A 23141-nucleotide genomic window follows, 5' to 3' on the forward strand; every position below is an offset into this window, starting at 1 on the left:
GGGGGGGGGGGGGTTGGGGGGGGGGGGGGGGGGGGGTTTGGGGGGGAAAAACCAAAACCCCCCCCCACGACCCCCTCGCCGAACCGTGCAAATCACCCAAGTCGGACACTGTCACCGCGGAAAAAGTCCGTTATGAACAGTTGGAAGGTGCCTGGTCGGCGAGTCCCGCTCCTGCCGCCAACTCCGGAACGCCACGTTTGCCTTACCCCTCTATAACCGTCCTTAACGCTCACGAGTACATGAAGGCCAGGGGCGACCGCCGCAGAATCCGCGTAGGTAGCCAAGACACCTTGGTCACCACTCACGACCTCTGAACCGGCTACGAAAGTCGTGTCTTGTTGCTCCGATCATGCAGCCCGCGGGCGGAACCCTTGAACGGATCAGCACCATATGCTTCTATCTGCTCGATAGTCGCCGAAAAGGTGCAGTTTCGAACACGATCGACCGGGTTCAACGCCATTCCGGGAGGGCTCCGTGCGCCGTCGTACCCTGCTGAAAGCCGCTGGTGCGGCTTCCGCTTTCACCTTGCTCCCGGCGAGCGTCCGGCAGGCGCTCGCCGCCGAGGCGCCGACGGGCGGGCTCGATGTCATCGAGCATGTCGTGGTGTTCATGCAGGAGAACCGGTCGTTCGACCATTATCTGGGGACGCTGCGCGGTGTGCGGGGATTCGCCGATCCGGCCGCGATCAAACTGCCTTCCGGGGCCTCGGTCTTCCAGCAGCCCGACGGCGCGGGAACGCTGCTGCCGTACGCGATCGACGACCAGTTCATGGCCGACGTCGACCACAGCTGGTCCGGCGGGCACCGGGCGTGGAACAAGGGCCGCCACGACGCGTGGCGCGCGGCCAAGGGTGTTCGCTCGCTGACTTATCACCGGCGTTCGGCGCTGCCGTTCTATCACGAACTCGCCGACGCGTTCACGGTCTGCGATGCCTACCACTGCTCGGAAATGGGGCCGACCAACCCGAACCGGATGTATCTGTTCACCGGCAAACTCGGCTTCGAACCGGACGGCACGACCCGCGCGATCGGCAATGACGCGTGGCAGAACCCCGGGCACACCGGCTACACCTGGAAGACCTACGCCGAGCGGCTTCAGGCCGCGGGCCGCAGTTGGCGGGTGTATCAGGAATGGGACAATTACGGCGACAATTCGCTGGACTATTTCAGCAGTTTCCTTGCCGTCGGTACCAAGGCCTTGTCGAAGGTGAAGGACTCCGCGGGCAAAGCCTTCCCGAAGCTGGAGTACTTCTACTACGCCCTGGATTCGGCCTCGGCCGCCGAACGGACCCGGCTGCTCGACGGACTGGCCGCGGGGGTGGCGACCTTGACCGCGACCGAGCGCGCTCTGTACGACCGGGGCCTGGCCAGGGTCGCGCCGAAGCAGTTGCCGGTCGCCTTCAAGGCCGATGTCGACGCGGGCAGGCTGCCGTCGGTGTCGTGGATCGTCGCGCCGGAATCGCAGACCGAACATCCCGCGTGGGGGCCCAACACCGGGGCCGAGCTGGTGAAGTCGATCCTCGACACGATCGCCTCGAAACCCGGCGTGTGGAACAAGACCTTGTTCCTGCTGACCTACGACGAGGACGGCGGCTTCTTCGACCACATGCCACCGCCCGCCCCACCCGCCTCGGACGACGAGGGCAAGAGTTCCGTGGCCACGACCGACGAATTCGTCTCCGGTGAGCCGATCGGGCTGGGGGTGCGGGTGCCCATGTTCGTCATCTCGCCGTGGAGCCGGGGCGGGAAGGTGTGCTCGGAGGTCTTCGACCACACCTCGGTGTTGCGGTTCCTGGAACGGTGGAGCGGCGTCGCCGAGCCGAACATCTCGCCGTGGCGGCGCACCGTATGCGGCGACCTGACTTCGGCGCTGGACACCACGGCGCCGAACGCGACCTATCCGGCGCTGACCGAACCGGTGCCGACGAGCGGGCCCTGGAACACTCAGCCGCAGCCGCCTTCCGTGCAGAAGCTTCCGGTGCCGGAGACCGGTGTCCGGCCCGCAAGGCCCTTGCCTTACCGGTTGGCGGTTTCCGGACGAGTGACGGCCGAGCGGTTCTGGATCGACTTCGCCAACACCGGAACCGCGGGCGCCCATTTCTCCGTGTACGCCAACGCGCACCGCACCGATGGGCCTTGGCGCTACACACTCGGCGGGAACGCGACGCTCTCGGATTACTGGCAGGTGGGTTCCCCGGAGGGCGCGTACGACCTCACCGCGCACGGCCCCAACGGTTTCCTGAGGCGGTTCGCGGGCAATCGGATCACCGCGACCACCGGCGGCGCGCCGAATCCGGAAGTCGTGCTGCGGCCGGGTTCCGGCGTCGTGTACCTGACGATGACCAACGCCGGCGCGGCGTGCGAGCTGACCGTGCGCACCGGCAACCGGGGTGGCGGACCGTGGACGTACACGGTCGCCCAAGGCGCGACGGTCGAGGACTGGTTTAGCACCGAAGGCGGCATGGGCGGCTGGTACGACCTGGCCGTTCAGGGGCCGGATGGCTTCTTTCGCCGCTTCGCGGGGCATGTCGAGACGGGCGCCGAGAGCATCAGCGACCCGGTGATGGGCTCCGGGCCGCTCGCCGCCACCGTCCGCTCGGCCGACAGCCAGGAGACCGTGGGCGAGTCCGGCGCCGCCACGAACGCCGTCGACGGTGATCCCGCCACCCACTGGCACACCAAGTGGTCCGGCGGGGAAGACCCGCTGCCCCACGAAATCCAGCTCGATCTGGGCGCCGCCCGCACCGTCACCGGCCTGGCCTACCTGCCGCGCCAGGACGGTTCCGGCCACGGCCGCGTCGGTGCGTACGAGGTCTGCCTGAGCACCGACGGGTCCGCCTGGGGAAGCCCCGTCGCCACGGGTACCTTCGCCGACGACGCCGCCCGGAAGACCCTGCGGTTCTGGCCTACTCGGGCGCGCTATGTGCGGTTCCGTGCCCTCACCGAGGCGGGCGGGCGCGGCCCGTGGACATCGGCGGCGGAGGTCACCCCGCTCGGCTGGGCGTGACACGAACGGGCCCCGTCTACTCTCGATCCTGAAGCCTGCCGAGGGTTCTGGCATGTGGAAGCCGACGCGGGTGACGACCATTCCGCCGGGCCGGACCCAGCCGCTCACCGCGAACTGGCCGCCACGCATCCGGGACTTACGTGAACGGAATCCTCGCCGACCCGGCGTGAGACTTCGGCCCGGCTACGCGGTGGCTGGGTGTACACCGCCCGCGCCGAAGTCACTCCAGTGACGTGTCGCCGAAGTGTTCGAGCAGCAGCCGCAGGCCGCCGATCAGTTCGGCCCACTGCGCCGGTTTCAGATCGGGCAGGAGGTCGGCTTCGTTCTCCAGGTGGAGTACGAAGACCTCGTCGACGACTTCGCGGCCTTTGCCGGTCAGCCGGATCTTGACCGAACGGCGGTCGTCGCTGTCGCGCACCCGCTCGACCAGGCCCTTGGCCTCCATGCGATCGATCCGGTTCGTGATCGCCCCCGAGGTGACCATCGCGGCCTTGAGCAGCGCGCCGGGTGTCAGGCCGTCGGCTTCGCCTGATCGGCGGAGCGTGGTGAGCACGTCGAACTCCCACGACTCCAGGTCGTGCCGGGCGTTGAACTCCTTGAGCTTCCGGTCGAGGATCCTGGAAAGCCGCTGAACGCGGCCGATCACCTCGGCGGGCCAGAGCTTGTCTTCGAGGTCCGGCCGCTCGTGCCGCCACAGCGCGATCACCGCGTCCACCGCGTCGGCCATGACGCCTCCAATCGTCTCAACATTAAGAGACTTGACATTGACAGAAGTCACTGCTGTTATCTCAACGTTGAGATTATCAGTGAGGAGACATCATGGCGGTCATCGCCGAACGGCCTGTCGCTCCGACCGAGCAGGCGGCCGCGAAACCGACGCTCCGTGACGCCGCGCTCGCCGCACTGGCACCGGCCAGCTGGGGCACCGTGTACGTCGTCACCGCGACCCTCCTGCCCCCGGACCGGCCACTGCTGGCCGCCGCGCTGCGGGCTCTCCCGGCCGGGCTGCTCCTGCTGGCACTGACCAGACGGCTCCCGCACGGATCCTGGTGGTGGAAGACGACCGTGCTCGGAATGCTCAACTTCGGTGCCTTCCTGCCGTTGATCTTCCTCGCCGCGTATCGCCTTCCCGGCGGGGTCGCCGCGACCCTCGGCGCCCTCCAACCGCTGCTGGTCGCCTTGCTCGCGCTGCCGATGCTCCGCGTCCGGACACCGGCGCCGATCCTGCTCGCCTCGATCGTCGGCGCCGGTGGTGTCGCCCTGCTGACCCTTTCGGCGGAAGCCCGCCTGGACCCGCTCGGCCTGGCCGCCATGCTCGGCGCCGTCGGGCTCATGGCCGTTTCCCTGATCCTGACCAAGAAATGGGGCCGTCCCGAGCATCCGCTGGCGATGACCGGCTGGCAGCTGACCTTGGGCGGCGTCGTCCTGGCCCCGGCGACGCTCCTGTTCGAAGGTCTCCCGGACTCGCTGACGACCGCGAACCTGCTCGGCTACGCCTACATCGGCATCGTCACCACCGCGCTGGCCTACCCGCTGTGGTTCCACGGCATCGACCGCCTCGCCCCGGCGTCGGTCTCCCTGCTGACGCTGACCAACCCCCTCGTCGCCACGGCCGCCGGGTTCCTGGTGCTCGGCCAGACCCTCACCGGTTGGCAGCTCACCGGATTCGCCATTGCCCTCACCGCTTTGACGCTCAGCCAAACACTCAGGAGCCCCAGGTGACCGGCAACTCGTGGACGCCGTAGATGTTCATGTCGGTCTTGAGCCTGACCTCGCCGGCGGGGACGGCGAGCGCGAGCGTCGGGAAGCGGCGCAGCAATCCCTCGAAACCCGCCTTCATCTCGATCCGCGCCAGCTGCTGGCCGAGGCACTGGTGGATGCCGTGCCCGAAGGACAACAGGCCGCGGGCGTTGCGACGCAGGTCCAACGCGTCGGGATTCTGGAACCGCCGCGGGTCACGGTTGGCGGCCAGCAGCGAGATGATGACGGTCGACCCCGCGCGGATCGTTTCACCGCCGAGTTCCAGGTCTTCCGTGGCGTAGCGGAAGAAGATGTCGGCGACGGACAGGTAGCGAAGCATCTCTTCGACGGCGCCGGGCAGCAGCTCCGCGTCGGCACGCAGTTCGGCCAGCTGTTCGGGGTGTTCCAGTAGCGCGAAAGTGCCCAGCGACAACATGTTCGCGGTGGTCTCGTGGCCCGCGAGCAGCAGCAGGAAAGCGGCTCCCGTCAGCTCCTCGATGGTGAGGTCGTCGTGGCGGCCGAGGTCGGACAGGATGTCGTCGCCGGGCGTCTCGCGTTTGCGGGTGACCAGTTCGGTGAGGAAGGTGTTCATCCCGATGAACGCGGCCATCTTCTCCTCCAGCGTCTGGTCCCTGACCATGAGCTGGGCGGAGTCGGCCTGGAAGTTCTCCCGGTCCTCGTAGGGGACGCCGAGCAGTTCGCAGATCACCAGCGACGGCACCGGCAGCGCGAACTCCTTGACCAGATCGACCGGCGGGACCAGCGCGGCCATCGCGTCCAGCTGCCGTTCGGTGATCTCGACGATGTGGTCTTCGAGCTGCTTCATCCGTTTGACGGTGAAAGCGCCGGTGAGCCGCTTGCGCAACCGGCCGTGGTCCGGCGGGTCCATGGCGACGAACATGCCCGGCATCGGCGGGGAGGGCTCGGTCGGGGTGGGCATCCCCGGCGTCTCGTACGGCGCGTGGAGGATGCCGATGTCCTGGCGCGAGCTGAACCGGGTGTCGGCCAGCAGCTGCCGGGCCTCGTCGTAGCCGGTGACGAGCCAGCCCTCGTGGCCGTCGGGGAAGACCATGGGACTCACCGGGCGGGCCTCGCGCAGCCGGGTGATCTCGCTGGGCGGGTCGAAGGGGCCCGCGTCGCGGTCCATCGGGAGGCCCTGCGGGATGGGAACCGTCTGAGTCATCGCTTCGCCTTTCGTGGTGGTTGTGACCACCACTGTCGTCGCGAGCCCTGACATCGGGCTGACACGGCGCTGACACCACCCGTGTCAGCGTCGTGGCGGGGGCGTGTCAGCGTGGCCGCCCAGAGTAGTGCCCATGACAGAAACAGCGATCGCGGTTTCGGGACTGCGAAAGACCTTCGGGGACAAGGTCGTGCTCGACGGTATCGACCTGGAAGTCCCCGCCGGCACCATTTTCTCCCTGCTCGGCCCGAACGGAGCGGGGAAGACCACGACGGTGAACCTGCTGACCACACTGATGAAGTCCGACGGCGGGACGGCGAAGGTCGCCGGCCACGACCTCGTGACCGAGGCCAAGGCGGTGCGCGCGGCGATCGGGGTCACCGGCCAGTTCGCGGCGGTGGACGAACTTCTGACGGGCCAGGAGAACCTGCAGCTGATGGCGGACCTGAGCCGCGGAACCGCGGGCAAGCGGGTCGTGGCCGACCTGCTGGAACGCTTCGACCTGGTGGAATCGGCGCGGAAACCGGCGGCGGCCTACTCCGGCGGTATGCGCCGGAAACTGGATCTGGCGATGACGCTCGTCGGCGATCCGCGGATCATCTTCCTCGACGAGCCCACCACGGGACTGGACCCGCGCAGCCGTCGCACGATGTGGTCGATCATCCGTGAGCTGGTGGGCGGCGGCGTCACCGTCTTCCTCACCACCCAGTACCTCGAGGAAGCCGACCAGCTCGCCGACCGGATCGCGGTCCTCGACCAGGGCCGCCTGGTCGCACAGGGCACGCCCGACGAACTCAAGCGCCGGATGCCCGGAACGCATGTCCGGCTGCGGTTCACCACCGTCGCCGAACTCGACGCGGCCGCGCGGATCTTCCCCGGGGCCTCCCGGGACGACGAGGCGCTCGCCCTGCGGGTCCCCAGCGACGCCGGGACGAAATCGCTGCGCTCGCTGCTGGACCGGCTCGACGAGTACGCGGTCGCCGCCGAAGAGTTCTCCGTCCACACCCCTGATCTCGATGACGTTTTCCTCGCCCTGACGGGCCACAGCACGGAGGCAGTGAAGTGAAATCCGCGTCCACGGTGATGTTGCGCCGTAATTTCAAGCACCTCGTCCGCAACCCGACCTCGGTGTTCAACGCGATCCTGATGCCGGTCGTGATGATGTTGATGTTCGTGTACGTGTTCGGAGACGCGTTCAGCGTCGGCGTCGATTACGTCGACTACGCGACGCCGGGATTGATGCTGCTGGCCGTCTGCTACGGGCTCGGCGCGACCGCGACCGCGGTGAACTCCGACATGACCAAGGGCATCATCAACCGGTTCAAGGTCATGGACGTCTCCCGCGGCGCGGTGCTGAACGGGCATGTCGCCGCCAGCGTGCTGACCAACCTGCTCGCCATCGCGGCACTCACCGGGGTGGCCTTCCTGCTCGGCTTCTCCCCGGCGGCCGGTTTCCTCGACTGGCTGGGTGTGGTGGGGATCGTCGTCCTGCTCGGTTTCGCGGCGGCCTGGCTCACGGTCGCGCTGGGGCTGTCGGCGAAATCGCCGGAAACCGCGGGGATGGCCTCGGTGCCGCTGGTCATGCTGCCGTTCTTCAGCAGCGCGATCGTGCCCGCCGAGAAGATGGGACCCGGGCTCCGGGAGTTCGCCGAGTACCAGCCCTTCACGCCGATCATCGAGACCCTGCGCGGGCTGCTCAACGGGGCACCGGCCGCGGGCGACGTGCTCCCCGCCCTCGGGTGGTGCGCCGGGATCGCGCTCGCCGGATACCTGTGGGCGTCCTCGACGTTCAAGAAGCGAGCGTGACCTCGGCCAGCCGCTTCCAGTCCGCTTCGGTGCCCTCTCGCGCCGCCTCCGCGAATTTCGCTTCGCCGAGGCGGCGCAGCACGGTCTCCTCGATCCGGGTCACGTCCGGACGGGACCGGTCCGGCAGCCCGCGCAGCTCGTCGGCCGCCCCGAGCAGCCGTGCGGCCTGCTCGGGATCGTCCTGGCGCAGGGCCAGATCCGCGATCCCGACGAGCATGTGGGCGATCAGGGGCACGTGCCGCACCTCGGCGGCCGCGTGCCAGGCCGCCTGCCGGTGTTCACGGGATTTTTCGAGCTCCTCCGCGAAATAGCCGAGAAGGTCGTGGCTGATGGCGCGAACGTGGCCGAGGCCGGCTTCGTCGCCCATCACGGTCGTCGCGATGTCGAGCTGCCGCGCCGCCTCCTCGGTTTCCCCGCGCCAGTGGGCGAGTTCCGCGTGCGCGAGGGCGAGCATGCCCAGCGCGCCCGGCCAGGTGACGCGTTCGGCGTACCGCTGCGCTTCGGCCACCGCGGCCGCGCTGGCCTCCTCGTCGCCCATCAGCCAGTACAGCTGCGCCTGCCGCGACCGCAGCCGGATGAGGTCCTCCATGGAGCCGACCTCGGTCACGACCGTGACCGCCTCTTCGTAGTACGCGCACGCGGTGGCGAACTCGCCGCGAGTGGCGATGCGGTCCGCCAGTTCGGTCAGGGCGAACGAGATCCCGAATCGTTCGCCGATCGCCCGGAACTCGGCGAGCGCCTGCTCGAGATACTCGTCCGCCTCCCGGCCGGGATGGCCGAGCGTGATCCGCATCTTGCCGAGGTGCAGCCTGCCCAGCGCGCGGACCCAGTCGTTCTCGTCCTCCAGCACCGGTTCCCACGCGGACAGCGCTTCGTCCCCGGCCAGCATGCGTTCCAGCGGGACGACGAGCCCGAGCAGCGGGTGCTTGTTCTCACTGCGCGTGCCCAGCCGGTACGACTCGTGGATCCACTTCGCCGCGGTGTGTTCGTCGGCGAAACCGGAACTCACGAACAGCGAGACGAGCCCGTACACCACGGCCGCGACGTCGTCGGACACCTCGCCCGGCGTCCTGACGGCCGCGCTGACCAGCTCCATGCCTTCCGTGCGGTGCCCGCTGAGCCACCAGTACCAACCGCAGGCCGCCGCGAGCCGCATCGCCTCCGGTCCCTCGCCCGCGGTGAGGGCGCCACGCATCGCGGACGTGATGTTGTCGTGCTCGGCCTTGAGTTTGGCGAGCCATTCCAGCTGCTCGGCGCGACGGAGCATCGGCTCCGCGGCCTCGGCGAGCTCGGTGAAATAAGCGAGATGCGCGTGGCGCGCCACCACCGTTTCGCCCGCCTCGGCGAGCCGTTGCGCGGCGTACTCCTTGATCGTGCCGAGCATCCGGTAGCGCGGCGCTTCGTCGCCCGCCGCGATCAGCAGCGACTTTTCGGTCAGCGTGGTGAGCAGTTCGAGGACCTCGTACTGCTCGACCGCCTCGCTGACGCAGACCCGCTCGGCCGCTTCGAGGCTCGCCCCGCCCGAGAACACCGAGAGCCTGCACAGGACCGTCCGTTCGGCGTCGGACAGCAGCTCCCAGCTCCAGTCGACCATGGCGCGCAGCGTCCGGTGCCGGGGCAGCGCGGTCCGGCTGCCGCCGGTCAGCAGGCGGAACCGGTCGTCGAGCCGGTTCGCGAGCTGCTCGATGGACATGGTGCGCAGCCTGGCCGCGGCCAGTTCGATCGCCAGCGGCATCCCGTCCAGGATCCGGCACACGCGCGCCACGGTGGACAGAGTCGTCTCGTCAGCCACGAAATCCTTGTGTACCGCGCTCGCCCGGTCCCGCAGCAACCGGACGGCGGGGGAGGATTCGATCTCGGCGGCGCCGGCGTGCCGGTCCGGCACCGCCAGCGGCACGACATGCCACAACGTCTCGCCGGTGATACCGAGCGGCTCCCGGCTCGTCGCCAGTATCCGCAGACGGCGGCATTCCCCGAGCACACGATGGGCGAACGCCGCGGCCGCCTCGATCACGTGCTCGCAGTTGTCGAGGATCAGCAGGACTTCCCGGTCCCGGATCGCGGCGATGACCCGTTCGACGGGCTCCGCGTTCGACGAGTCGCCGAGCAGGGCGTCCCGCAGCCCGAGCGCGGCGAGAGTCGCTTGCGCGACATCATCTTCCGGGCCGATGGCCGCGAGTTCCACCAGCCATGCCCCGTCCGGCAGATCGCCGAGCAAGGTGCGCGCGGTTTCCGTGGCCAGCCGGGTCTTTCCCGAGCCGCCGGGACCGAGCAGCGTGGTGAGCCGGTGCCCGGCGACGAGGTCGCGGACCTTGGCGACGTCGGCGTCCTTGCCGACGAAGCTGGTCAGCTCGGCGCGCACGTTGGTCTTGCGGTTCTCTTCACGCCGTCCCAGCTCGCCCCGCAGCAGCGCGACGTGTACCGCGGACAGCTCCGGCGACGGATCGACGCCGAGCGCGTCGGCCAGGGCTTCCCGCGTGCGCTGGTACACGAGCAGCGCTTCGGTGTCGCGGCCCGTCGCCGCGAGGGCCCGCATCTGCGCGGCGACGAGCCGCTCGCGCAACGGATGCGCGGCCACCAGATCGGTCAGTTCGGTGACGAGGTTCGCGCCGTGGCCGAGGTCGAGTTCAGCGTCGAACCGATCCTCCAGCGCCGTCAGACGAAGCCCTTCGAGCCGGGTGACCGCCGCGTCGAAGGCGCCGCTGTCCTGCAGGCCGACGTCCTGCATGGCCGCGCCGCGCCACAGGGCGAGGGCCTCACGCAGCCGCTTCGGCTCCTCGTCGCCGCGGGCCTGGCCGACGAGACGCTCGAACCGCACGGCGTCGACGGCGTCGGGCGACACCTTCAGCCGGTAGCCGTCGGTCTGGCCCTCGACGACCCCTTCCGGCAGCACCTTGCGCAGCCGGGAAACCAAGCGCTGCAAGGCGTTCGTCGCGTCGGCGGGAGGTTGTTCGCCCCAGATCCAGTCGACGAGCGTCGCCTTCGGGACCACCCGGCCCGGTTCGAGCGCGAGCGCGATCAGCAACCCGCGCAACCGGGCACCCGGCACGTCGGCGAGACCGCCGTCGTCCGTGCGCACCTCGAAGGGCCCCAGCATCCCGATCTGCATTGGGCCGATTTTGCCACGGGTGACCAGGGGACTTACGACTCGCCGGAGATCCTCGCCGAGCCGATCGACGCCGCGGTGATCGCCCTGGCGGCGGTCCGGGTCGACGAACCGGAGTTCAGGCCGGTGAGCGACGTCTGGTCGAGGGCGTGCACGACGAACTCGTAGGTGTTCACGGTGGAGGGCGAGCACGGGCCCTGGTAGCCGTAGAGGCTCGCGCTCCCGCGGTAGTAGACCTGCCTGGAGCCGACGGGCACCGGTGGCCGGTAGACGTGCTGGACGTTCTGGGGGAGCGAGGCCGTCGTCACCGGGATGTCGTAGATGACCCAGTGGATCAGGCCGGCGTTGTCGAGGTCGCGCATGACGATCGCGTAGCTCTTGGCCCCGGCTGGAGCGCCCGACCAGGCCAACGGCGGCGACTCGTTCTTCTTGGCCGGGTCCTGCCCGCCGCCGCTGGTGCACTCGTGGACCTTGGGCATGAGGCCGCCGTCGGCGAACGCGGAACTGGACAGGGTGAACGCGGTTTGCTCCGCCGCAGCCGTCGGGGAAAGGCAGGCGGCGCCGAGGGCGAACAGGGCGCAGAACACGATTCTCGTTGCTCTCATCGGAGACTCCCGAGGACGTTTGTGGTTCCCGTGCGCGGAATTCAGCGTAGGCAGCCCGGAACGGGGCGGCTAGCGCACTTTTCCGGCCTATCGAGGTGTTTTCGCCGGATTCAGCCCGTCTCACGCGTGCTTGAGTGGCGAACTCGCGTGCTTGAGCGGCGAACTCGCGAGTTCCGGCTCTGGACGGGCGGTTCCGGTCGCTCGCCCTGTCGTGTGGTGATGCCGGCGCGGCCGACGGAGCCGATTTTACCGTGAGGAAAGGAGAAAAAGACAAAGGGGGAGCGAGTCGTGCGAAGCTCAACCGCTCGGCTGCTTCTCGACGACCCTCCTGCGGCGGGTGCGGGCGGCGCGCCACCGGGACGGATGTACTGCTGTGTCTCCCGCGCGTCTTCACGTCTCGACCTCGATCTCTGAGCCGGCGTATACGGAATGTCGGCGCCCGGTCGCTAGGCTCGCGCGGATGGTGGAACCCGCATACGATCCCGAACTCGCCGCCGTACTGCCCGTGCTCGCGGGGAATGTGCCGGTCGGCATGACGGCGGATCAGCTGGAGCGCTACCGGGCGCTGCCTTTCCCGACGATCGAAGAGCAGATCGGCGACCGTCCGGTCACCTGGACCGACCACGAGATCCCCGGGTACGACGGCGCGGAGATCACGGTCTCGGTCATCGCACGCCGGGATCATCGCGGCGGCGGGCCGGGGATCTACCACGTGCACGGCGGCGGAATGGTGATGGGCGACCGGTTCGCGTCGGTGCATCCGCTCGTCGACTGGGCCATGAAGTACGACGCCGTCGCGGTCACCGTCGAATTCCGCCGTGCGCCCGAACATCCGCATCCGGTGCCGGTGGAGGACTGCTACGCCGGACTGGAGTGGATGGCCGCGCACGCGGACGAGCTGGGCTTCGACCCTGGCAAGCTGATCATCTTCGGTGGGAGCGGCGGAGGCGGTCTCGCCGCGGGGGTCACGTTGCTGTCGCGCGACCGCGGCGGGCCGGTGCTGTCCGGTCAGCTGCTCCAGTGCCCGATGATCGACGACCGGAACGAGACCGTGTCCGCGCGCCGGTACGACGGTGTCGGCGTCTGGGACCGGACCAGCAACCTGACGGCGTGGACGATGGTCCTCGGGGACCGGCGAGGCGCCCCCGATGTCTCACCGTATGCCGCCCCGGCCCGTGCGACGGATCTCAGCGGATTGCCGCCGACCTTCATCGACGTCGGCGCTGTCGAGGTGTTCCGGGACGAGGCCGTGGCGTACGCGAGTGCGATCTGGGCCGCCGGGGGAGAGGCGGAACTGCACGTCTGGAGCGGCGCCTTCCACGGCTTCTACGATCTCGCGCCGGAAACGGCCGTCGCCCGATCGTGCCTCGCCGCCAGGGAGTCCTGGCTGGAACGGCTGCTCGCCGGACGTGAACGAATTTCTCCGAATTGCCGCGGGAACGGGGCGGTGTAACCCTGGTCATACCGAACGACACCACCACCACGAAGTACAGGAGTCGTTATGACCACCACCGAAATGCCCGCTGTCCACGAATGCACGGTCAGCGGATGCTCGTACAACCACGACGGCTGTCACGCTTTCGCCATCACGGTGGGTGGCGGCAATGGATCGGCCGATTGCGGAACGTTCGTCCCGCTCAACACCAAAGGCGGACTCGATCGAGTGACCGCGCAGGTGGGAGCCTGCTCCCGGTCCGATTGCCGCCACAATTCCGCATTGGAATGCACCGCATCGAGTGTCCGGGTAGGGCCGGGCGAGGGTGACCATGCCGCCAACTGCCTGACCTACGCACCGTAGCGGGTACGGCTGGCCCTGAGTGGCGATTCGTGAGTGAAAAGGGTCGTTAGAACGACCCTTTTCACTCACGACCACCTGACCCGACCGCGCACCCCGCCTCCGTCACGTTGCGAAAGAGGCTTTCGCAACATGCCACCTTTGCCCCCTCAATAAGCCCGAATCGCCACTCACGACCGTTCGCGGGCGACGTCAGCTCCCGGCCTGGTCGCAGGTGGCGGCGTCGGTGCCGAGCACCGGGTCGGTCACCGGGCGGTTGGTGATCGGGATGGTCTTCTGGGTGGTCAGCGCGCCGTCGCGAAGGGTGTAGACGGTGCGGGTGCCCGAGTAGGTGAGAGGGTCGGCGCCGACGTCGTCGGCTTCGGCGGCGACGGTTTCGAAGGTGCGGCCGCCTCCTTCGAGCGGGGTGCACCGGTAGCCCAGGTGGGCGGCGACGCCACCGCCTTCGGCGATCGACAGCGGCTTGCTGTCGTTGTCGACGACCTGGCTGAGGTTGCGGCCGTCGTAGTGCAGAGCGGTGAAGAAGGTGGTGTTGGCGCCGACGGACTGGGTGACGATCAGTTCGGCACGGCCATCGCCGTTGAGGTCGGTGACGCGCGGGGCCTTGAGCGGGACGGAGCTGTCGGCGCCGAGGTGGATCGAGGTGAAGGTGCCGTTCACGGTGGCGGAGACGACCTGGTCGTTGTCGCCGGTGAGCTGGGCGGTGACGGTCTCGATCTCGCCGTTGCCGTCGAGGTCGGCCACGGTGGTGACCGGGTCGCCGGAGGGCGGGGTCAGCGGATTGTTCAGCGGGCTCGCCAGCGCCGGGACGATGGCGGCCAGGCTCAGCGCGGCGGCGACGCCGGTGATGGTGGCGGTACGGACGATGCCGGTGTGCTTCATGGTGTTCTCCCTCCACGCTTTCGGTGAACGTTTCACCGAAAGTGCTCTCATGAGGGGAGACGGTTGCGGCGCGGGAGCGTGCAGTGAGAGTGTGATGTGCCACACGAAAGCAACCCGGGTGGCCCGCCCCCGAAGGAGCGGGCCGCCCGGATCAGCCGATCGACCACGACTGGAGCGCGGAACCGGTGTCGGCCCGCTGTGTGACGGCCGCACCGTCCGAAGTGGACGCCGTGGTCAGGAGCAGGCCCGAACGGACGCTGGCGAGTTTGTAGGTGCCGTCGGGCTGTTTCGCCGCGGTCCAGCGTTGGTTGGACCCGCCCGTGCACGTCCACTGGATGACGCGCGCGCCCGCGGTGGTGGCTCCGCCTTCGACGTCGGCGCACAGTTTCGAATGCGTGTTGGTCAGGGTGTAGGAACCGTCGGTCTGCCTGGTGAACAGCCACTTCTGGTTGGCGCCCTGGTTCGGCGTCCAGGTGACCAGAGGTGTGCCGGAGGCCGTCGACGAGTCCGGGTCGTCGAGGTTCTTGCCTGCCGCGGCCAGGGTGTGGACCCCGCCGAGAGTGCCGGCGCCGGCGTCGGTGAACTTCAGCGTCTGCTCGGCCGCGGTCCGGCCACCTCCGACGGCGTTCCCGGTGGTGTCTGTCCAGGAGCGCAGCGGGGTGGTCTCCGCCAGCCGCGAGGCCTTGCCGGAAAGGCCGAGCACGAGCCCGCTGTAGCGGTTCACCAGCCGGAAGGTTCCCTTGTCCGCAGTGGACGGGATGACGAACCACTGCTGCCCGACCGTCGAGGACGACGTCACGGTGGGTTTCGCGCCCCACGTCCGGCCCGCCTGCACGGCGTCGACGCCGAGGAGCTGGCCCGTGGCGGCGTTGGTGACGCGGTACGAGCCGTCGCCGTCGGACGAGAACTGCCACGCCTCGCGGTCGGAGCCGGTCGTGCTCGCGACGGACGTCGTCGCGGTTCCGGTTCCCTGCGCGAGAACCCGGCCGTCGCCGAGGCCGATGCGGTACTTGCGTGAAGTGTCCACAGGGGACGGTGCGGGCGCGGACGACGTGATGGTCTGGGTGGTGTATTCACCGCCCGCGTTGTTCGAGCACGCCACCGCGCAGTACGACCGGAACTGCTTGCCGATGATGGTCGAGTTCGTCTTGTTCGCGGCGTCCACGAACCAGCGGTACCACGACTGGTTGGTGTAGCTCCCGGTGTCGCCGATCAGCCGCCACTTCTGCGTCGTCAGATCGTCGGTCACGTAATACCGCTGGGGGACGACGCTGTCCACGGCCTCCGGCGCGCCGATGTAGAGACCGAGATGCGCGTTGTAGGCGATGTTCATGATGAACAGATCCGATTTGCGCGGCAGTTGTCCCGCGGCGATCTGCTCGCTGACGTTGCCGGTGTTGGCCGGGTCGTAGTCGTCCGCGACGGGTGTGTAACCGGTGTCGCCCGGGGCGGACACGGGGACCATGTTGCTCTCGCGGCCGCCGACACCGGGCTGGGTCCATCCGCCGTCGAACCACTTCTGCCACGAGCCGGACGCCATCTTGGCCGAGATCGGCGAGCGGGCGACGTGCGCCAGCCCGGTCATCGGGCCGCCGGCGCCCGCCTTCGGCACGATGCGCGAACCGTAGTAGACGTAGAAGTACCCGGAGGCGGTGTCGACGAACAGGCGCGGGTCGCCGTCGCCGTAGTCGAACGTCTGATGCGGGAAGGTCGACGTGTCACCGCGTTCGGTGCTGTAAGGCGAGGTGATCACGTGGTCGGAGATGGTCCAGGTCTTGCCCTGGTCCTTCGACACGGCCATGTCGATCGCGTCGTAGTGGGAGAACGAGTAGGCGCCGAACGGCTCGGGCGTGAACTCGTTGTGGATCAGGCCGTACCAGTCGCCGGTGTCCGGATCGACCCAGGTGCCGACGAGGTCACAGAAGTTGCGCTGCGAGTAGCCCGACCCGGCGGGCGGGTAGGTGGACTCCTTGCCGGTGGGGCTGTTGTTGCAGCGCCAGGTCGTGTCGTCGTTGCGGTCGGCGGGGTTGGCCGGGTTCACCGCTGTGCTGATGGGGTTCTTGGTGAAGCTGTCGAAATCGCGCCCACTGTAGAAATCCCACTCACGCGGCTGGTCCGCGCCGTAGAGCGCGGCCGCCTGCTGGAAGTAGAACGTGCCGTCCTTGTCGACATAGCTACTCGCCGGGGTGTCGGTGGTCGGGCTGAACGACTTCTTGGCGTCGACCGTGATGGTGTACGTCGCGTCCGGCGGTGCGGCGTCGGACGACACCGGTACCACCGTGATCGCCGCCACGGCCAACGCCGCGGCGCCGAGAAGAGGCAGGGTCCGCATGACTCTCTCCCAAGGGTGACCCGCACCACAGTTGGCGGGGCGGTCGCCGATGTTATGAACGTTATTGCGCGTAAGTCAACGCGTTCACTCAACTTCAAGCGTCGTTCATGCACTTATTGCGCGGAAAGTCCAAGCGGTGCCGCACGGAAGTCCAAGCTCACTCCGGCTCGTCCGTCGGCACCAGCGGCGGATCGTCGGGCGAGGGGATCCGCGAACTCCAGCCACCGGGGACGGCCTGGACGCGCGACTCGCGGAAGCGCCCGGGCGAGACCCCGACCCGGCGGGTGAAGAGCCTGCTGAAGTAGGCGGCGTCCTCGTAGCCGATCGCCTGGGCCACCTCCTGAACCGGCATCCGCGTGGTGGTCAGGAGTTCCTTCGCGCGGTTGAGACGGAGGGTCAGCAGGTGGTCCTTCAAACCGGTCTCGGTGCTCCGGCGCACGGCGGCGCGCAGTTCGGGCAGCGTCATGCCGCGGCGGGCCGCGATCTCCGCGACGCTGATCGGCAGCAGGGCGTCCCGCGCCAGCGCCTCCAGCAGGGATCCGCCGCTCGGTGTGCTGTCGGCGCCGGCCCGCCGCAAGGCCACCAGCAGGTGATGCACGGCCGCCGAAGCGTCGACCTGTGCCAGCGGGCTGCCGCCTCGCGCGCAGCGCACGATCCGGCTCACGATGTCGCGGACGACCTCGACGTCGCCCAGCGGCACCACCGGCGTCCCGGGTGTGACGTAGCCGAGTTCCACGTAGGCGTCCACGGCGCCGCCGTCGAAGTCGACGAAACATTCTTCCCAGCCGTGCGCGGGGTCGGGCGCGTAGTGGTGCCCGACCCCGGGGACGAGCCACAGCAGGGCGGGCGCGACGACCTCCTGCCGTTCCCCGCCCGCCACGGCGAACCACCCGCGCCCCTTGGACACCACGACGGCCACGTAATGGTCGAGCACGCGCGGCCCCACCACGGGCAGGACGCCGTGCTGCAGCCCGACACCGAGGCACACCAGGCCCAGCCGTCGGTGCACGGCGGACGGTGTGAAGTACCGCATCCAGGTCCGGTAACCCATCCCCGCATCTTCGCGCAATCACCCCAGAGCGGCGTCGAGGGTGACCGCGGCGTCGATGAGCGAGAGGTGAGTGAAGGCCTGCGGGAAGTTGTCGAGTTGCTCGCCACTCGGCGCGATCTCTTCGGCGTAGCGCAGCGCGCCGAAGACCGACGGTGAATCGAAGCGCGGGCTGCGGAACCAGTCGATCGACCCGCCGGTGGTGACCAGTGCGGCGGTCTGCAGATCGCCGATCAGGCCGTGATCGGCGATCGCGGTTTCGGGCATGGTGCCTCCTCGGGTATCGGGTGCGGTCTCGATCACCGCCTCATCCGTCCGGGGTGAAGTGGTTCTTATTGAGGGGTAAGGCAAAGGTGGCCTTGTTGACGAAGGCGGGGGTACGTGGTCGGTCCCCGCCCGGCCACGCCATGATCGTCCCGCCCTTGGCCCTCGCCCAATACGTAGCCGGCTACGCGGCGACGACGATGACCGTGGCCGTCAGCGTGCTCGCCGCGGACCTCGGCGCCGGACGGCGGTCACGATCACCCGCAGGGCGATGCTCAGCACCACCAGGTTCGCCACCGTCTGGACCGTCGCCAGTATCCGTGCCGTGGCCGAAACCGGTCCTATGTCACCGAAACCCACCGTGGTGAACATCGTGACCGTGAGGTACAGGGCATCCGTCCGCGTCAGCTCGGTGCCGAACGAGCCGGGCTGGTCCTGGCCGAGCACGTAGTAGCCGTCGGCGAACAGGAGCAGGAACAGCGGCACGATCAAGGCCAGCGCCTGGATCCCTTGCAGGGCGGCGAACGGTGAACGCAGGATCATCCGTACCTCGCCGACGACGATCAGTACCACGATCGCGAGGCCGCAGGCGAAGGCGGCCACGGTCCAGGCGTGCAACCCCTGGTCGACCGGGAGCAGGTAGTACAGGCACAGCAGCGCGGTGACCGTCAGCAGCGGCCGCAGCACCGCGAGGTGGAAGAACCGCCATCCGGACGCCGACGTCAAGACGAGAGCGCCTTCCGCTTGAGGACGCGGAATTCCTCCTCGTCGATGGCTCCTTGGTCCAGCAGGCGTTTCGCCTCGGCGATCCGCTCCGCGGCATCTTTGCCCACTGTGGACGAAGACCGCGAGTGCCTGCCCTGGGTGCCCAGGTAGAGCAGGACACCGACGAAGGGCAGCAAGAACACCAGCACCGTCCAGCCCGCCTTGGCCCAGCCGGACACTCCTGGCCTGCGGTAGAGGTCGCTCAGGACGAGGAACAACAGCCAGAACCAGGCGACCCAGCAGAAGAACACCAGCATCGTCCACATCAGCTCGGAGAACGGGTAGTCCGTGCTCGCCAAGGCCATGATCTCTCCTCACACCGGATCGGTCGGGTCCGCTTCACTTGACCGGAGCCAGGGCCCGCTCGCCTCACCCGGGACAGGTGAGGCGAGCGGGCGTCAGCCCGGGAAATCGGTGACCTCGATGTCCAGCAGACCGCGCCGGAGCGCGATCGCCACGGCGTCGCGCCTGGTGCGGACGTCGAGTTTCGTGTAGATCCCGCGGACGTGGGTCTTGACGGTGTTCGGCGAAACCGTCAGGTCCTGGGCGATCTCGTCGATCGACCGCTGGGTGGGCAGCAGGCGCAGGACATTGCGTTCCCGTTCGGTCAGCGGCGCCGGCATCGGCGGAGTGCACGCTTCGCGTCGCCAGGCGAGCACCTGGCCCGCGAACCGCTCACCGGTGCCCAGTTTGCCGAGTCGCGTGGTCAGGAACGCGATGACGTCGGAAGGAGCGAACACGAACGGGAACCGGACGTCACCGGGTTCGGCGGCGCGCAGGGCGTCGTCCAGCGACCGCACCGCCCGCTCCGGCGCCCCGGCCGCCAGCGCCGCCCGCACGCCGACCAGCGACGCTTCGACCCCCGCCCACGGCAACAGCATCGGCGCGTCCTCTTCCGACAGTGACCGCAGCACGGAACTCGCCGCGCCCTGTCTGCCGAGCCGTAGCTGGGTCCGGGCCCGCATCAGCAGCAGTTCGCCCGAACCGGCGATGACCGGCTGGGCCCAGCGGAAGGTCTCCCTCGCCTGAGCCGCAGCGCCGAGCCGCAGCGCCGCCCGGTGCTCCAGTAGCGCGCACCACGCCGCGTGTTCGGCGGAGAAACTCCGCCCGGTGCCAAGGCGCGTGCGTGCGCGGCGCATCCGCCGCAGTCCCGAGTGCCAGCCGCCGAGCTCGAATTCGGCCGCACCCCGCAGGGTTTCGGCGATCAGGCCCAGGTTCCGGGCCGCCCGGGCGGGTGCGTCGCCGAGCATCCGCCCGATCTGCTTCGCGTGTTCGACGCATTCGGCGGCCTCACCGCGCAGCAAGGAGCCGTAGGCGAGCTGGGCGGACACCTGGGCTCCTTCGAGCGAGCGATGCGGGTCGTGTGCCACGTGGCGGGCCCGCACCCGGCGCGCCAGCGTGTCCATCGCCCGGTAGTCGCCGTCGGACCCGGCCAGTCCGCTCAGGGTGATGAGACATTGGGTGCCGAGGAAGTGGTGCCGCGCGTTCTCGGCGGATTCGGCTACGCGTGCCAGGGCCTCCCGCGCCGAACCCCGATCACGGCGGGCGGTCAGGACGCACACCCGGTGCAGGGTCGCCAACCCGCTGAGCCCGGTGTCCGCCGCCAGGTACTCGTCGACCTGCTCGGCCGCGCGGACGGCCTGCGCCGGCCCGCGATCGACCTGGGCGAGCCGGGAGTGCACCAGCTGCCGCAGCACCGTCAGCTCCGCTTCGGGTTCTTCCGGCCAGGCCGCTTCCGCGCAGCTCAGCTGCGACTCCGCCAACGTCGGCTCGCCTCGCTCCAGGTGCAGCGCGGCCGAGATCAGTGCGAGCAGGGGGGAAGCCGCGGCCCGCCGGTTGCCGAGGACGGCGAGCGCGAGCCGCAGCACGTCGTGCTCACCGGTGAGGAACAGCGTCACCGCGTGGCGGCGCAGCAATTCGCCGACGCGCGTGGTGTTGCCGGAGCGGACGCTGTGCAATAACGCGGAGGCGGCCCGGTCGTGTTCGGCGAACCAGCGCGCCGCCGCCGCGTGCAGGGTCCTGGTTCGCTCCGGGGCCCGCCGCAGCAACTCGGCCCGCAGGTAGGTGCGCAGCAGGGGTGGCAGTCGATGGCGTGCCGGTGTCCCGCCGGAGTCCACCAACTGCCCGGCCGGTTCGCCGAGATCACGCAACATCGCCTCCGCGTCCGGCCGGTCGGCCAAGGCGGCCGCCAGTCCGGCCGGGACTTCGTCGCAGATGCTGATCGCGCGCAGCAGGTCTCGTTGCGCGGCCGTCAGGGGAGCGAGCACCTCGTCGGTCAGGTAATCGAGTACCGCCCGGTCCCGTCCGGCGAAGAAGTCGGCGAGATTTCCTTGCCGTGCCGCGGAAGCGGCGGCGAGGCGCAGTCCGGCGGGCCAGCCGCCCGTCCTGGCGACGAGCAGACCGACCTGATGCGGCGGGATCCCCGGCCCGATCGCCTCGACGAGTGCTCCGGCCTCTTCCGGTGAGAACCGCAATCGGTCCACATTCACTTCGAGAAGCCTGCCCGCGACGCGGGCGCGCACCAGCGGTAGCGGTGGCTCACTGCGGCTCGAGATCGCCAGGCGCAGTCCCGACGGCTGGTGCCGCAGGAGCGCCCGCAGCCCGCGCCACGTGCCCGGATCGGTGATCTCCTGAGCGCCGTCGAGTACGAGCAGAACGGGTTCCGGCAGCATGTCCAGCGCGTCGGCGACCTTGGCCTGGAACGCGAGGTCCGTGCCCGGGGTGGCGGGCACCGCGAGTGACCGCACCGGGTTTCCCGCCGGGATCCGGGCGCAGCCGCTGAGCGCTTCGAGGACCGCTGACCAGAAGAACAGGTCGTCGTCCTCGGCGTCGGCGGAGACCCAGGCGACCGCGCCGCGGTGGCGGGCGGCCCAGTCGGCGAGCAGCACGGTCTTGCCGTAACCGGCAGGTGCCCCGACGAACACCATGGACCGCTCTTCCGCGTTGTCGAAGGCGGTCAGCAGTCGCGGTCTGGGAACGAGATCTCCGGGGGGATCCGGGATGGTCACCTTTGTCTTCGGCACCCGTCTCCGCGGCGAAATAACTTGGTTCTCCAGCATGCGCCTGCCTCCTTCACGGTCAGTTTCACACCCCCATGGCGGATCCTGCCAGGAAATTCGGCCGTCTCACCCGCGCTGGGCGAGGAAAAGGAATACCGCGCGCAGAATCGTGTGCTCTGTGAAAGTTCGTGGAGATTCATGGAGAAAGCGGAAAACCGGAAATCGGCCGACGCTCGCATTCGTCACGATGCAGTTATTCTGGGTCGGTCCCGTCGAGTTCGTGGTACTCGACGTTCTGCGAACCGGCCGTGTCGGCACCGAGGCGATGGTGTTCTCGCTCGCCGCCTTCCTTGCCACACTGACCTCGGTGACCTCGGTTCGGCTCGCCGTCAGGGCCGGTCTCGACCTGCTCGGGCGGTCGCTCTTCCTGCCATCGCACACCTGGTCGTCGATCATGTTGGCGGTCGATCTGGCTGTGCTCGCCGCGGCGTTTTTCTCGGCGGGGCGGGCAGGCGGAGGAAAGGGGAACCGATGAGCCTGCCGATTCCGGCTCGGCGTGGACCGTTGGCGGGAGCGAATTACGTCTTCCGGGGCAGTGGTCGAATCCCCGAACAGGCGGCCAGGGTGGTAGACGATTTCCGGGGAATGCTCGTGGTCCCGGTCGGCAAGGAGATGATCGTCTTCGGCACCGTCACCGATCAGGGGAGTATCTCGCGCATTCTGCGGACGCTCGAGGCACTCGGGATGTGTGTGGAGTCCGTGCACCGGGTCAGGGAACTTCCCCTGCGGGAGATCGGCGGGCGTTTTCCGAATACGCGGTGATCCGGGAAGGTGCCGTGGCGTCCGTGAAGGCCTCCTTGAGGGACCCAGAGTCCCTCAAGGAGGCCTTCACGGACCTACCGTCCAGTGCCTGGACCGGGTCAGAGCCGTCCGGGAACGGGGAACTCGCCGAACGCGGTGCGCAGTCGTGCCTCTTCCTCGTCGGAGAGATTCGTGGTCACCAGGGTGGCACCGGTCTCCTTGAAGGGCTCCGCGACCCGATCCAGGACGGCGTCGTCCGACATCACGAACAGCGCGGACGTGCCCGGCGTGACGCGGTTCCGGACGGTGGCGATGAACTCGTCGTCGATGCCGACGCGGGAAAGTGAACCGGTCATCGCCCCGATCGTCGCCCCGACGGCCATCCCCAGCAGCGGCACCAGGAAGATCAGGCCCAACAGCAGCCCCCAGAACCCGCCGCCCAGTGCCCCGGAGCCGGTCAAGGAGCCGAGTTCCTTGGTCTTCGGCTTCTTCCGGCCTTCGGGCCAGGTGACATAGGCCGCGTCGGCGATCGAGATGAGCTGTTGCTTTTGCAGTCGTTCCAGCAGCGCGAGCGCGTTCTCCGCGCCGTCCGCGGTGGGAAAGGCCCATACGGTCAGCGAAGTCATGATGCGGTCCTCCTCGATCCGGAATCGGTGGTCCGAGCGGCACTGTGCTCCGGGCCGCCCCCGCCCCGCATCGCCCGCGCCGGATGAGCCGGTGCGGTTCCGGCAGCGCCCGATCTCACCTGACGCGGGCGAGGCCGCCGTCATGGCGAACCCATCATGATCACCCGAGTCCGCAGTCCCTCC

Annotated in this window: 20 protein-coding genes; 8 read left to right on the forward strand and 12 right to left on the reverse strand. The window is 68.9% G+C overall.

Features of this window, described 5'->3' with window-relative positions; all coding sequences use genetic code 11:
* Positions 1 to 474: 474 nt before the first annotated feature.
* Positions 475 to 3006: a phosphocholine-specific phospholipase C gene (locus AC0685_RS37390; protein ID WP_478229799.1), complete on the forward strand. Its 2532-nt coding sequence runs from the start codon at positions 475 to 477 to the stop codon at positions 3004 to 3006.
* A gap of 220 nt (positions 3007 to 3226) precedes the next feature.
* On the opposite strand, the gene AC0685_RS37395 is transcribed toward AC0685_RS37390, so the two are convergent.
* Positions 3227 to 3733: a MarR family winged helix-turn-helix transcriptional regulator gene (locus AC0685_RS37395; protein ID WP_478229800.1), complete on the reverse strand. Its 507-nt coding sequence runs from the start codon at positions 3731 to 3733 to the stop codon at positions 3227 to 3229.
* Positions 3734 to 3825: 92 nt separating this feature from the next.
* Between AC0685_RS37395 and AC0685_RS37400 the strand changes: the two genes are divergently transcribed.
* On the forward strand, positions 3826 to 4728 hold the full coding sequence (locus tag AC0685_RS37400; RefSeq protein ID WP_478229801.1) for an EamA family transporter: 903 nt from the start codon (positions 3826 to 3828) through the stop codon (positions 4726 to 4728).
* On the opposite strand, the gene AC0685_RS37405 is transcribed toward AC0685_RS37400, so the two are convergent.
* The gene (locus AC0685_RS37405; RefSeq protein WP_478229802.1) at positions 4712 to 5929 is read right to left on the reverse strand and encodes a cytochrome P450; all 1218 of its coding nucleotides are present in this window, start codon (positions 5927 to 5929) and stop codon (positions 4712 to 4714) included. The genes AC0685_RS37400 and AC0685_RS37405 overlap by 17 nt on opposite strands.
* Positions 5930 to 6062: 133 nt before the next feature.
* On the opposite strand from AC0685_RS37405, the gene AC0685_RS37410 reads away from it, so the two are divergent.
* Positions 6063 to 6995 (forward strand): ATP-binding cassette domain-containing protein, encoded by a 933-nt coding sequence (locus AC0685_RS37410; RefSeq protein ID WP_478229803.1) that lies wholly within the window; start codon positions 6063 to 6065, stop codon positions 6993 to 6995.
* 17 nt (positions 6996 to 7012) lie between these two features.
* A complete protein-coding gene (locus tag AC0685_RS37415) occupies positions 7013 to 7735 on the forward strand; it encodes an ABC transporter permease (RefSeq protein ID WP_478229846.1) in 723 nt (240 codons plus the stop codon).
* Here AC0685_RS37415 and AC0685_RS37420 read toward each other — a convergent pair.
* Together AC0685_RS37420 and AC0685_RS37425 are read right to left on the reverse strand one after the other, a co-directional pair.
* Positions 7719 to 10844: an AfsR/SARP family transcriptional regulator gene (locus AC0685_RS37420; protein WP_478229804.1), complete on the reverse strand. Its 3126-nt coding sequence runs from the start codon at positions 10842 to 10844 to the stop codon at positions 7719 to 7721. The two genes, AC0685_RS37415 and AC0685_RS37420, sit on opposite strands and share 17 nt — an antisense overlap.
* Before the next feature lie 32 nt (positions 10845 to 10876).
* Complete coding sequence (locus tag AC0685_RS37425) at positions 10877 to 11446, reverse strand: YbhB/YbcL family Raf kinase inhibitor-like protein (protein ID WP_478229805.1); 570 nt, start codon at positions 11444 to 11446, stop codon at positions 10877 to 10879.
* Between the two features lie 460 nt (positions 11447 to 11906).
* Here AC0685_RS37425 and AC0685_RS37430 point away from each other — a divergent pair, with 460 nt between their 5' ends.
* Positions 11907 to 12899, forward strand: a complete 993-nt coding sequence (locus tag AC0685_RS37430) for an alpha/beta hydrolase (RefSeq protein WP_478229806.1) — start codon at positions 11907 to 11909, stop codon at positions 12897 to 12899.
* Positions 12900 to 12947: 48 nt separating this feature from the next.
* Complete coding sequence (locus AC0685_RS37435) at positions 12948 to 13244, forward strand: DUF1540 domain-containing protein (protein ID WP_016331847.1); 297 nt, start codon at positions 12948 to 12950, stop codon at positions 13242 to 13244.
* Between the two features lie 189 nt (positions 13245 to 13433).
* On the opposite strand, the gene AC0685_RS37440 is transcribed toward AC0685_RS37435, so the two are convergent.
* From AC0685_RS37440 to AC0685_RS37470, 7 genes are all read right to left on the reverse strand, one after another.
* Positions 13434 to 14123 (reverse strand): VCBS repeat-containing protein, encoded by a 690-nt coding sequence (locus tag AC0685_RS37440; protein ID WP_478229807.1) that lies wholly within the window; start codon positions 14121 to 14123, stop codon positions 13434 to 13436.
* Positions 14124 to 14274: 151 nt separating this feature from the next.
* Positions 14275 to 16455: an RICIN domain-containing protein gene (locus AC0685_RS37445; protein WP_478229808.1), complete on the reverse strand. Its 2181-nt coding sequence runs from the start codon at positions 16453 to 16455 to the stop codon at positions 14275 to 14277.
* Positions 16456 to 16612: 157 nt separating this feature from the next.
* Positions 16613 to 17506, reverse strand: a complete 894-nt coding sequence (locus tag AC0685_RS37450; protein WP_478229809.1) for a helix-turn-helix domain-containing protein — start codon at positions 17504 to 17506, stop codon at positions 16613 to 16615.
* A gap of 18 nt (positions 17507 to 17524) precedes the next feature.
* Positions 17525 to 17770: a hypothetical protein gene (locus tag AC0685_RS37455; protein ID WP_478229810.1), complete on the reverse strand. Its 246-nt coding sequence runs from the start codon at positions 17768 to 17770 to the stop codon at positions 17525 to 17527.
* 210 nt (positions 17771 to 17980) lie between these two features.
* A complete protein-coding gene (locus AC0685_RS37460) occupies positions 17981 to 18310 on the reverse strand; it encodes an ion channel (protein ID WP_478229847.1) in 330 nt (109 codons plus the stop codon).
* Positions 18311 to 18489: 179 nt separating this feature from the next.
* A complete protein-coding gene (locus AC0685_RS37465; RefSeq protein ID WP_478229811.1) occupies positions 18490 to 18837 on the reverse strand; it encodes an SHOCT domain-containing protein in 348 nt (115 codons plus the stop codon).
* A 93-nt stretch (positions 18838 to 18930) separates the two neighbouring features.
* Positions 18931 to 21591, reverse strand: coding sequence for a winged helix-turn-helix domain-containing protein (locus AC0685_RS37470; RefSeq protein WP_478229812.1), 2661 nt, complete (start codon positions 21589 to 21591; stop codon positions 18931 to 18933).
* A 187-nt stretch (positions 21592 to 21778) separates the two neighbouring features.
* On the opposite strand from AC0685_RS37470, the gene AC0685_RS37475 reads away from it, so the two are divergent.
* Both AC0685_RS37475 and AC0685_RS37480 read left to right on the forward strand, forming a co-directional pair.
* Complete coding sequence (locus AC0685_RS37475) at positions 21779 to 22066, forward strand: hypothetical protein (protein ID WP_478229813.1); 288 nt, start codon at positions 21779 to 21781, stop codon at positions 22064 to 22066.
* Positions 22063 to 22353 carry a hypothetical protein gene (locus tag AC0685_RS37480; RefSeq protein WP_478229814.1) on the forward strand — a complete coding sequence of 97 codons (291 nt, stop codon included), beginning with the start codon at positions 22063 to 22065 and terminating at the stop codon, positions 22351 to 22353. Before AC0685_RS37475 ends, AC0685_RS37480 begins: the two co-directional genes overlap by 4 nt.
* Positions 22354 to 22451: 98 nt before the next feature.
* Here the strand turns inward: AC0685_RS37480 and AC0685_RS37485 are convergent, their stop codons facing one another.
* Positions 22452 to 22958 carry a DUF1269 domain-containing protein gene (locus AC0685_RS37485; protein ID WP_478229815.1) on the reverse strand — a complete coding sequence of 169 codons (507 nt, stop codon included), beginning with the start codon at positions 22956 to 22958 and terminating at the stop codon, positions 22452 to 22454.
* Positions 22959 to 23141: the final 183 nt, after the last annotated feature.

The organism is Amycolatopsis sp. NPDC043889 (genome assembly GCF_056435645.1).

Bases quoted from the DNA above. Each gene is read 5' to 3' on its own strand.
- AC0685_RS37395 (WP_478229800.1), bottom strand. From the start codon at position 3,733: ATGGCCGACGCGGTGGACGCGGTGATCGCGCTGTGGCGGCACGAGCGG.
- AC0685_RS37400 (WP_478229801.1), top strand. From the start codon at position 3,826: ATGGCGGTCATCGCCGAACGGCCTGTCGCTCCGACCGAGCAGGCGGCC.
- AC0685_RS37405 (WP_478229802.1), bottom strand. From the start codon at position 5,929: ATGACTCAGACGGTTCCCATCCCGCAGGGCCTCCCGATGGACCGCGAC.
- AC0685_RS37410 (WP_478229803.1), top strand. From the start codon at position 6,063: ATGACAGAAACAGCGATCGCGGTTTCGGGACTGCGAAAGACCTTCGGG.
- AC0685_RS37415 (WP_478229846.1), top strand. From the start codon at position 7,013: ATGTTGCGCCGTAATTTCAAGCACCTCGTCCGCAACCCGACCTCGGTG.
- AC0685_RS37420 (WP_478229804.1), bottom strand. From the start codon at position 10,844: ATGCAGATCGGGATGCTGGGGCCCTTCGAGGTGCGCACGGACGACGGC.
- AC0685_RS37425 (WP_478229805.1), bottom strand. From the start codon at position 11,446: ATGAGAGCAACGAGAATCGTGTTCTGCGCCCTGTTCGCCCTCGGCGCC.
- AC0685_RS37430 (WP_478229806.1), top strand. From the start codon at position 11,907: ATGGTGGAACCCGCATACGATCCCGAACTCGCCGCCGTACTGCCCGTG.
- AC0685_RS37435 (WP_016331847.1), top strand. From the start codon at position 12,948: ATGACCACCACCGAAATGCCCGCTGTCCACGAATGCACGGTCAGCGGA.
- AC0685_RS37440 (WP_478229807.1), bottom strand. From the start codon at position 14,123: ATGAAGCACACCGGCATCGTCCGTACCGCCACCATCACCGGCGTCGCC.
- AC0685_RS37445 (WP_478229808.1), bottom strand. From the start codon at position 16,455: ATGCGGACCCTGCCTCTTCTCGGCGCCGCGGCGTTGGCCGTGGCGGCG.
- AC0685_RS37450 (WP_478229809.1), bottom strand. From the start codon at position 17,506: ATGGGTTACCGGACCTGGATGCGGTACTTCACACCGTCCGCCGTGCAC.
- AC0685_RS37455 (WP_478229810.1), bottom strand. From the start codon at position 17,770: ATGCCCGAAACCGCGATCGCCGATCACGGCCTGATCGGCGATCTGCAG.
- AC0685_RS37460 (WP_478229847.1), bottom strand. From the start codon at position 18,310: ATGATCCTGCGTTCACCGTTCGCCGCCCTGCAAGGGATCCAGGCGCTG.
- AC0685_RS37465 (WP_478229811.1), bottom strand. From the start codon at position 18,837: ATGGCCTTGGCGAGCACGGACTACCCGTTCTCCGAGCTGATGTGGACG.
- AC0685_RS37470 (WP_478229812.1), bottom strand. From the start codon at position 21,591: ATGCTGGAGAACCAAGTTATTTCGCCGCGGAGACGGGTGCCGAAGACA.
- AC0685_RS37475 (WP_478229813.1), top strand. From the start codon at position 21,779: ATGCAGTTATTCTGGGTCGGTCCCGTCGAGTTCGTGGTACTCGACGTT.
- AC0685_RS37480 (WP_478229814.1), top strand. From the start codon at position 22,063: ATGAGCCTGCCGATTCCGGCTCGGCGTGGACCGTTGGCGGGAGCGAAT.
- AC0685_RS37485 (WP_478229815.1), bottom strand. From the start codon at position 22,958: ATGACTTCGCTGACCGTATGGGCCTTTCCCACCGCGGACGGCGCGGAG.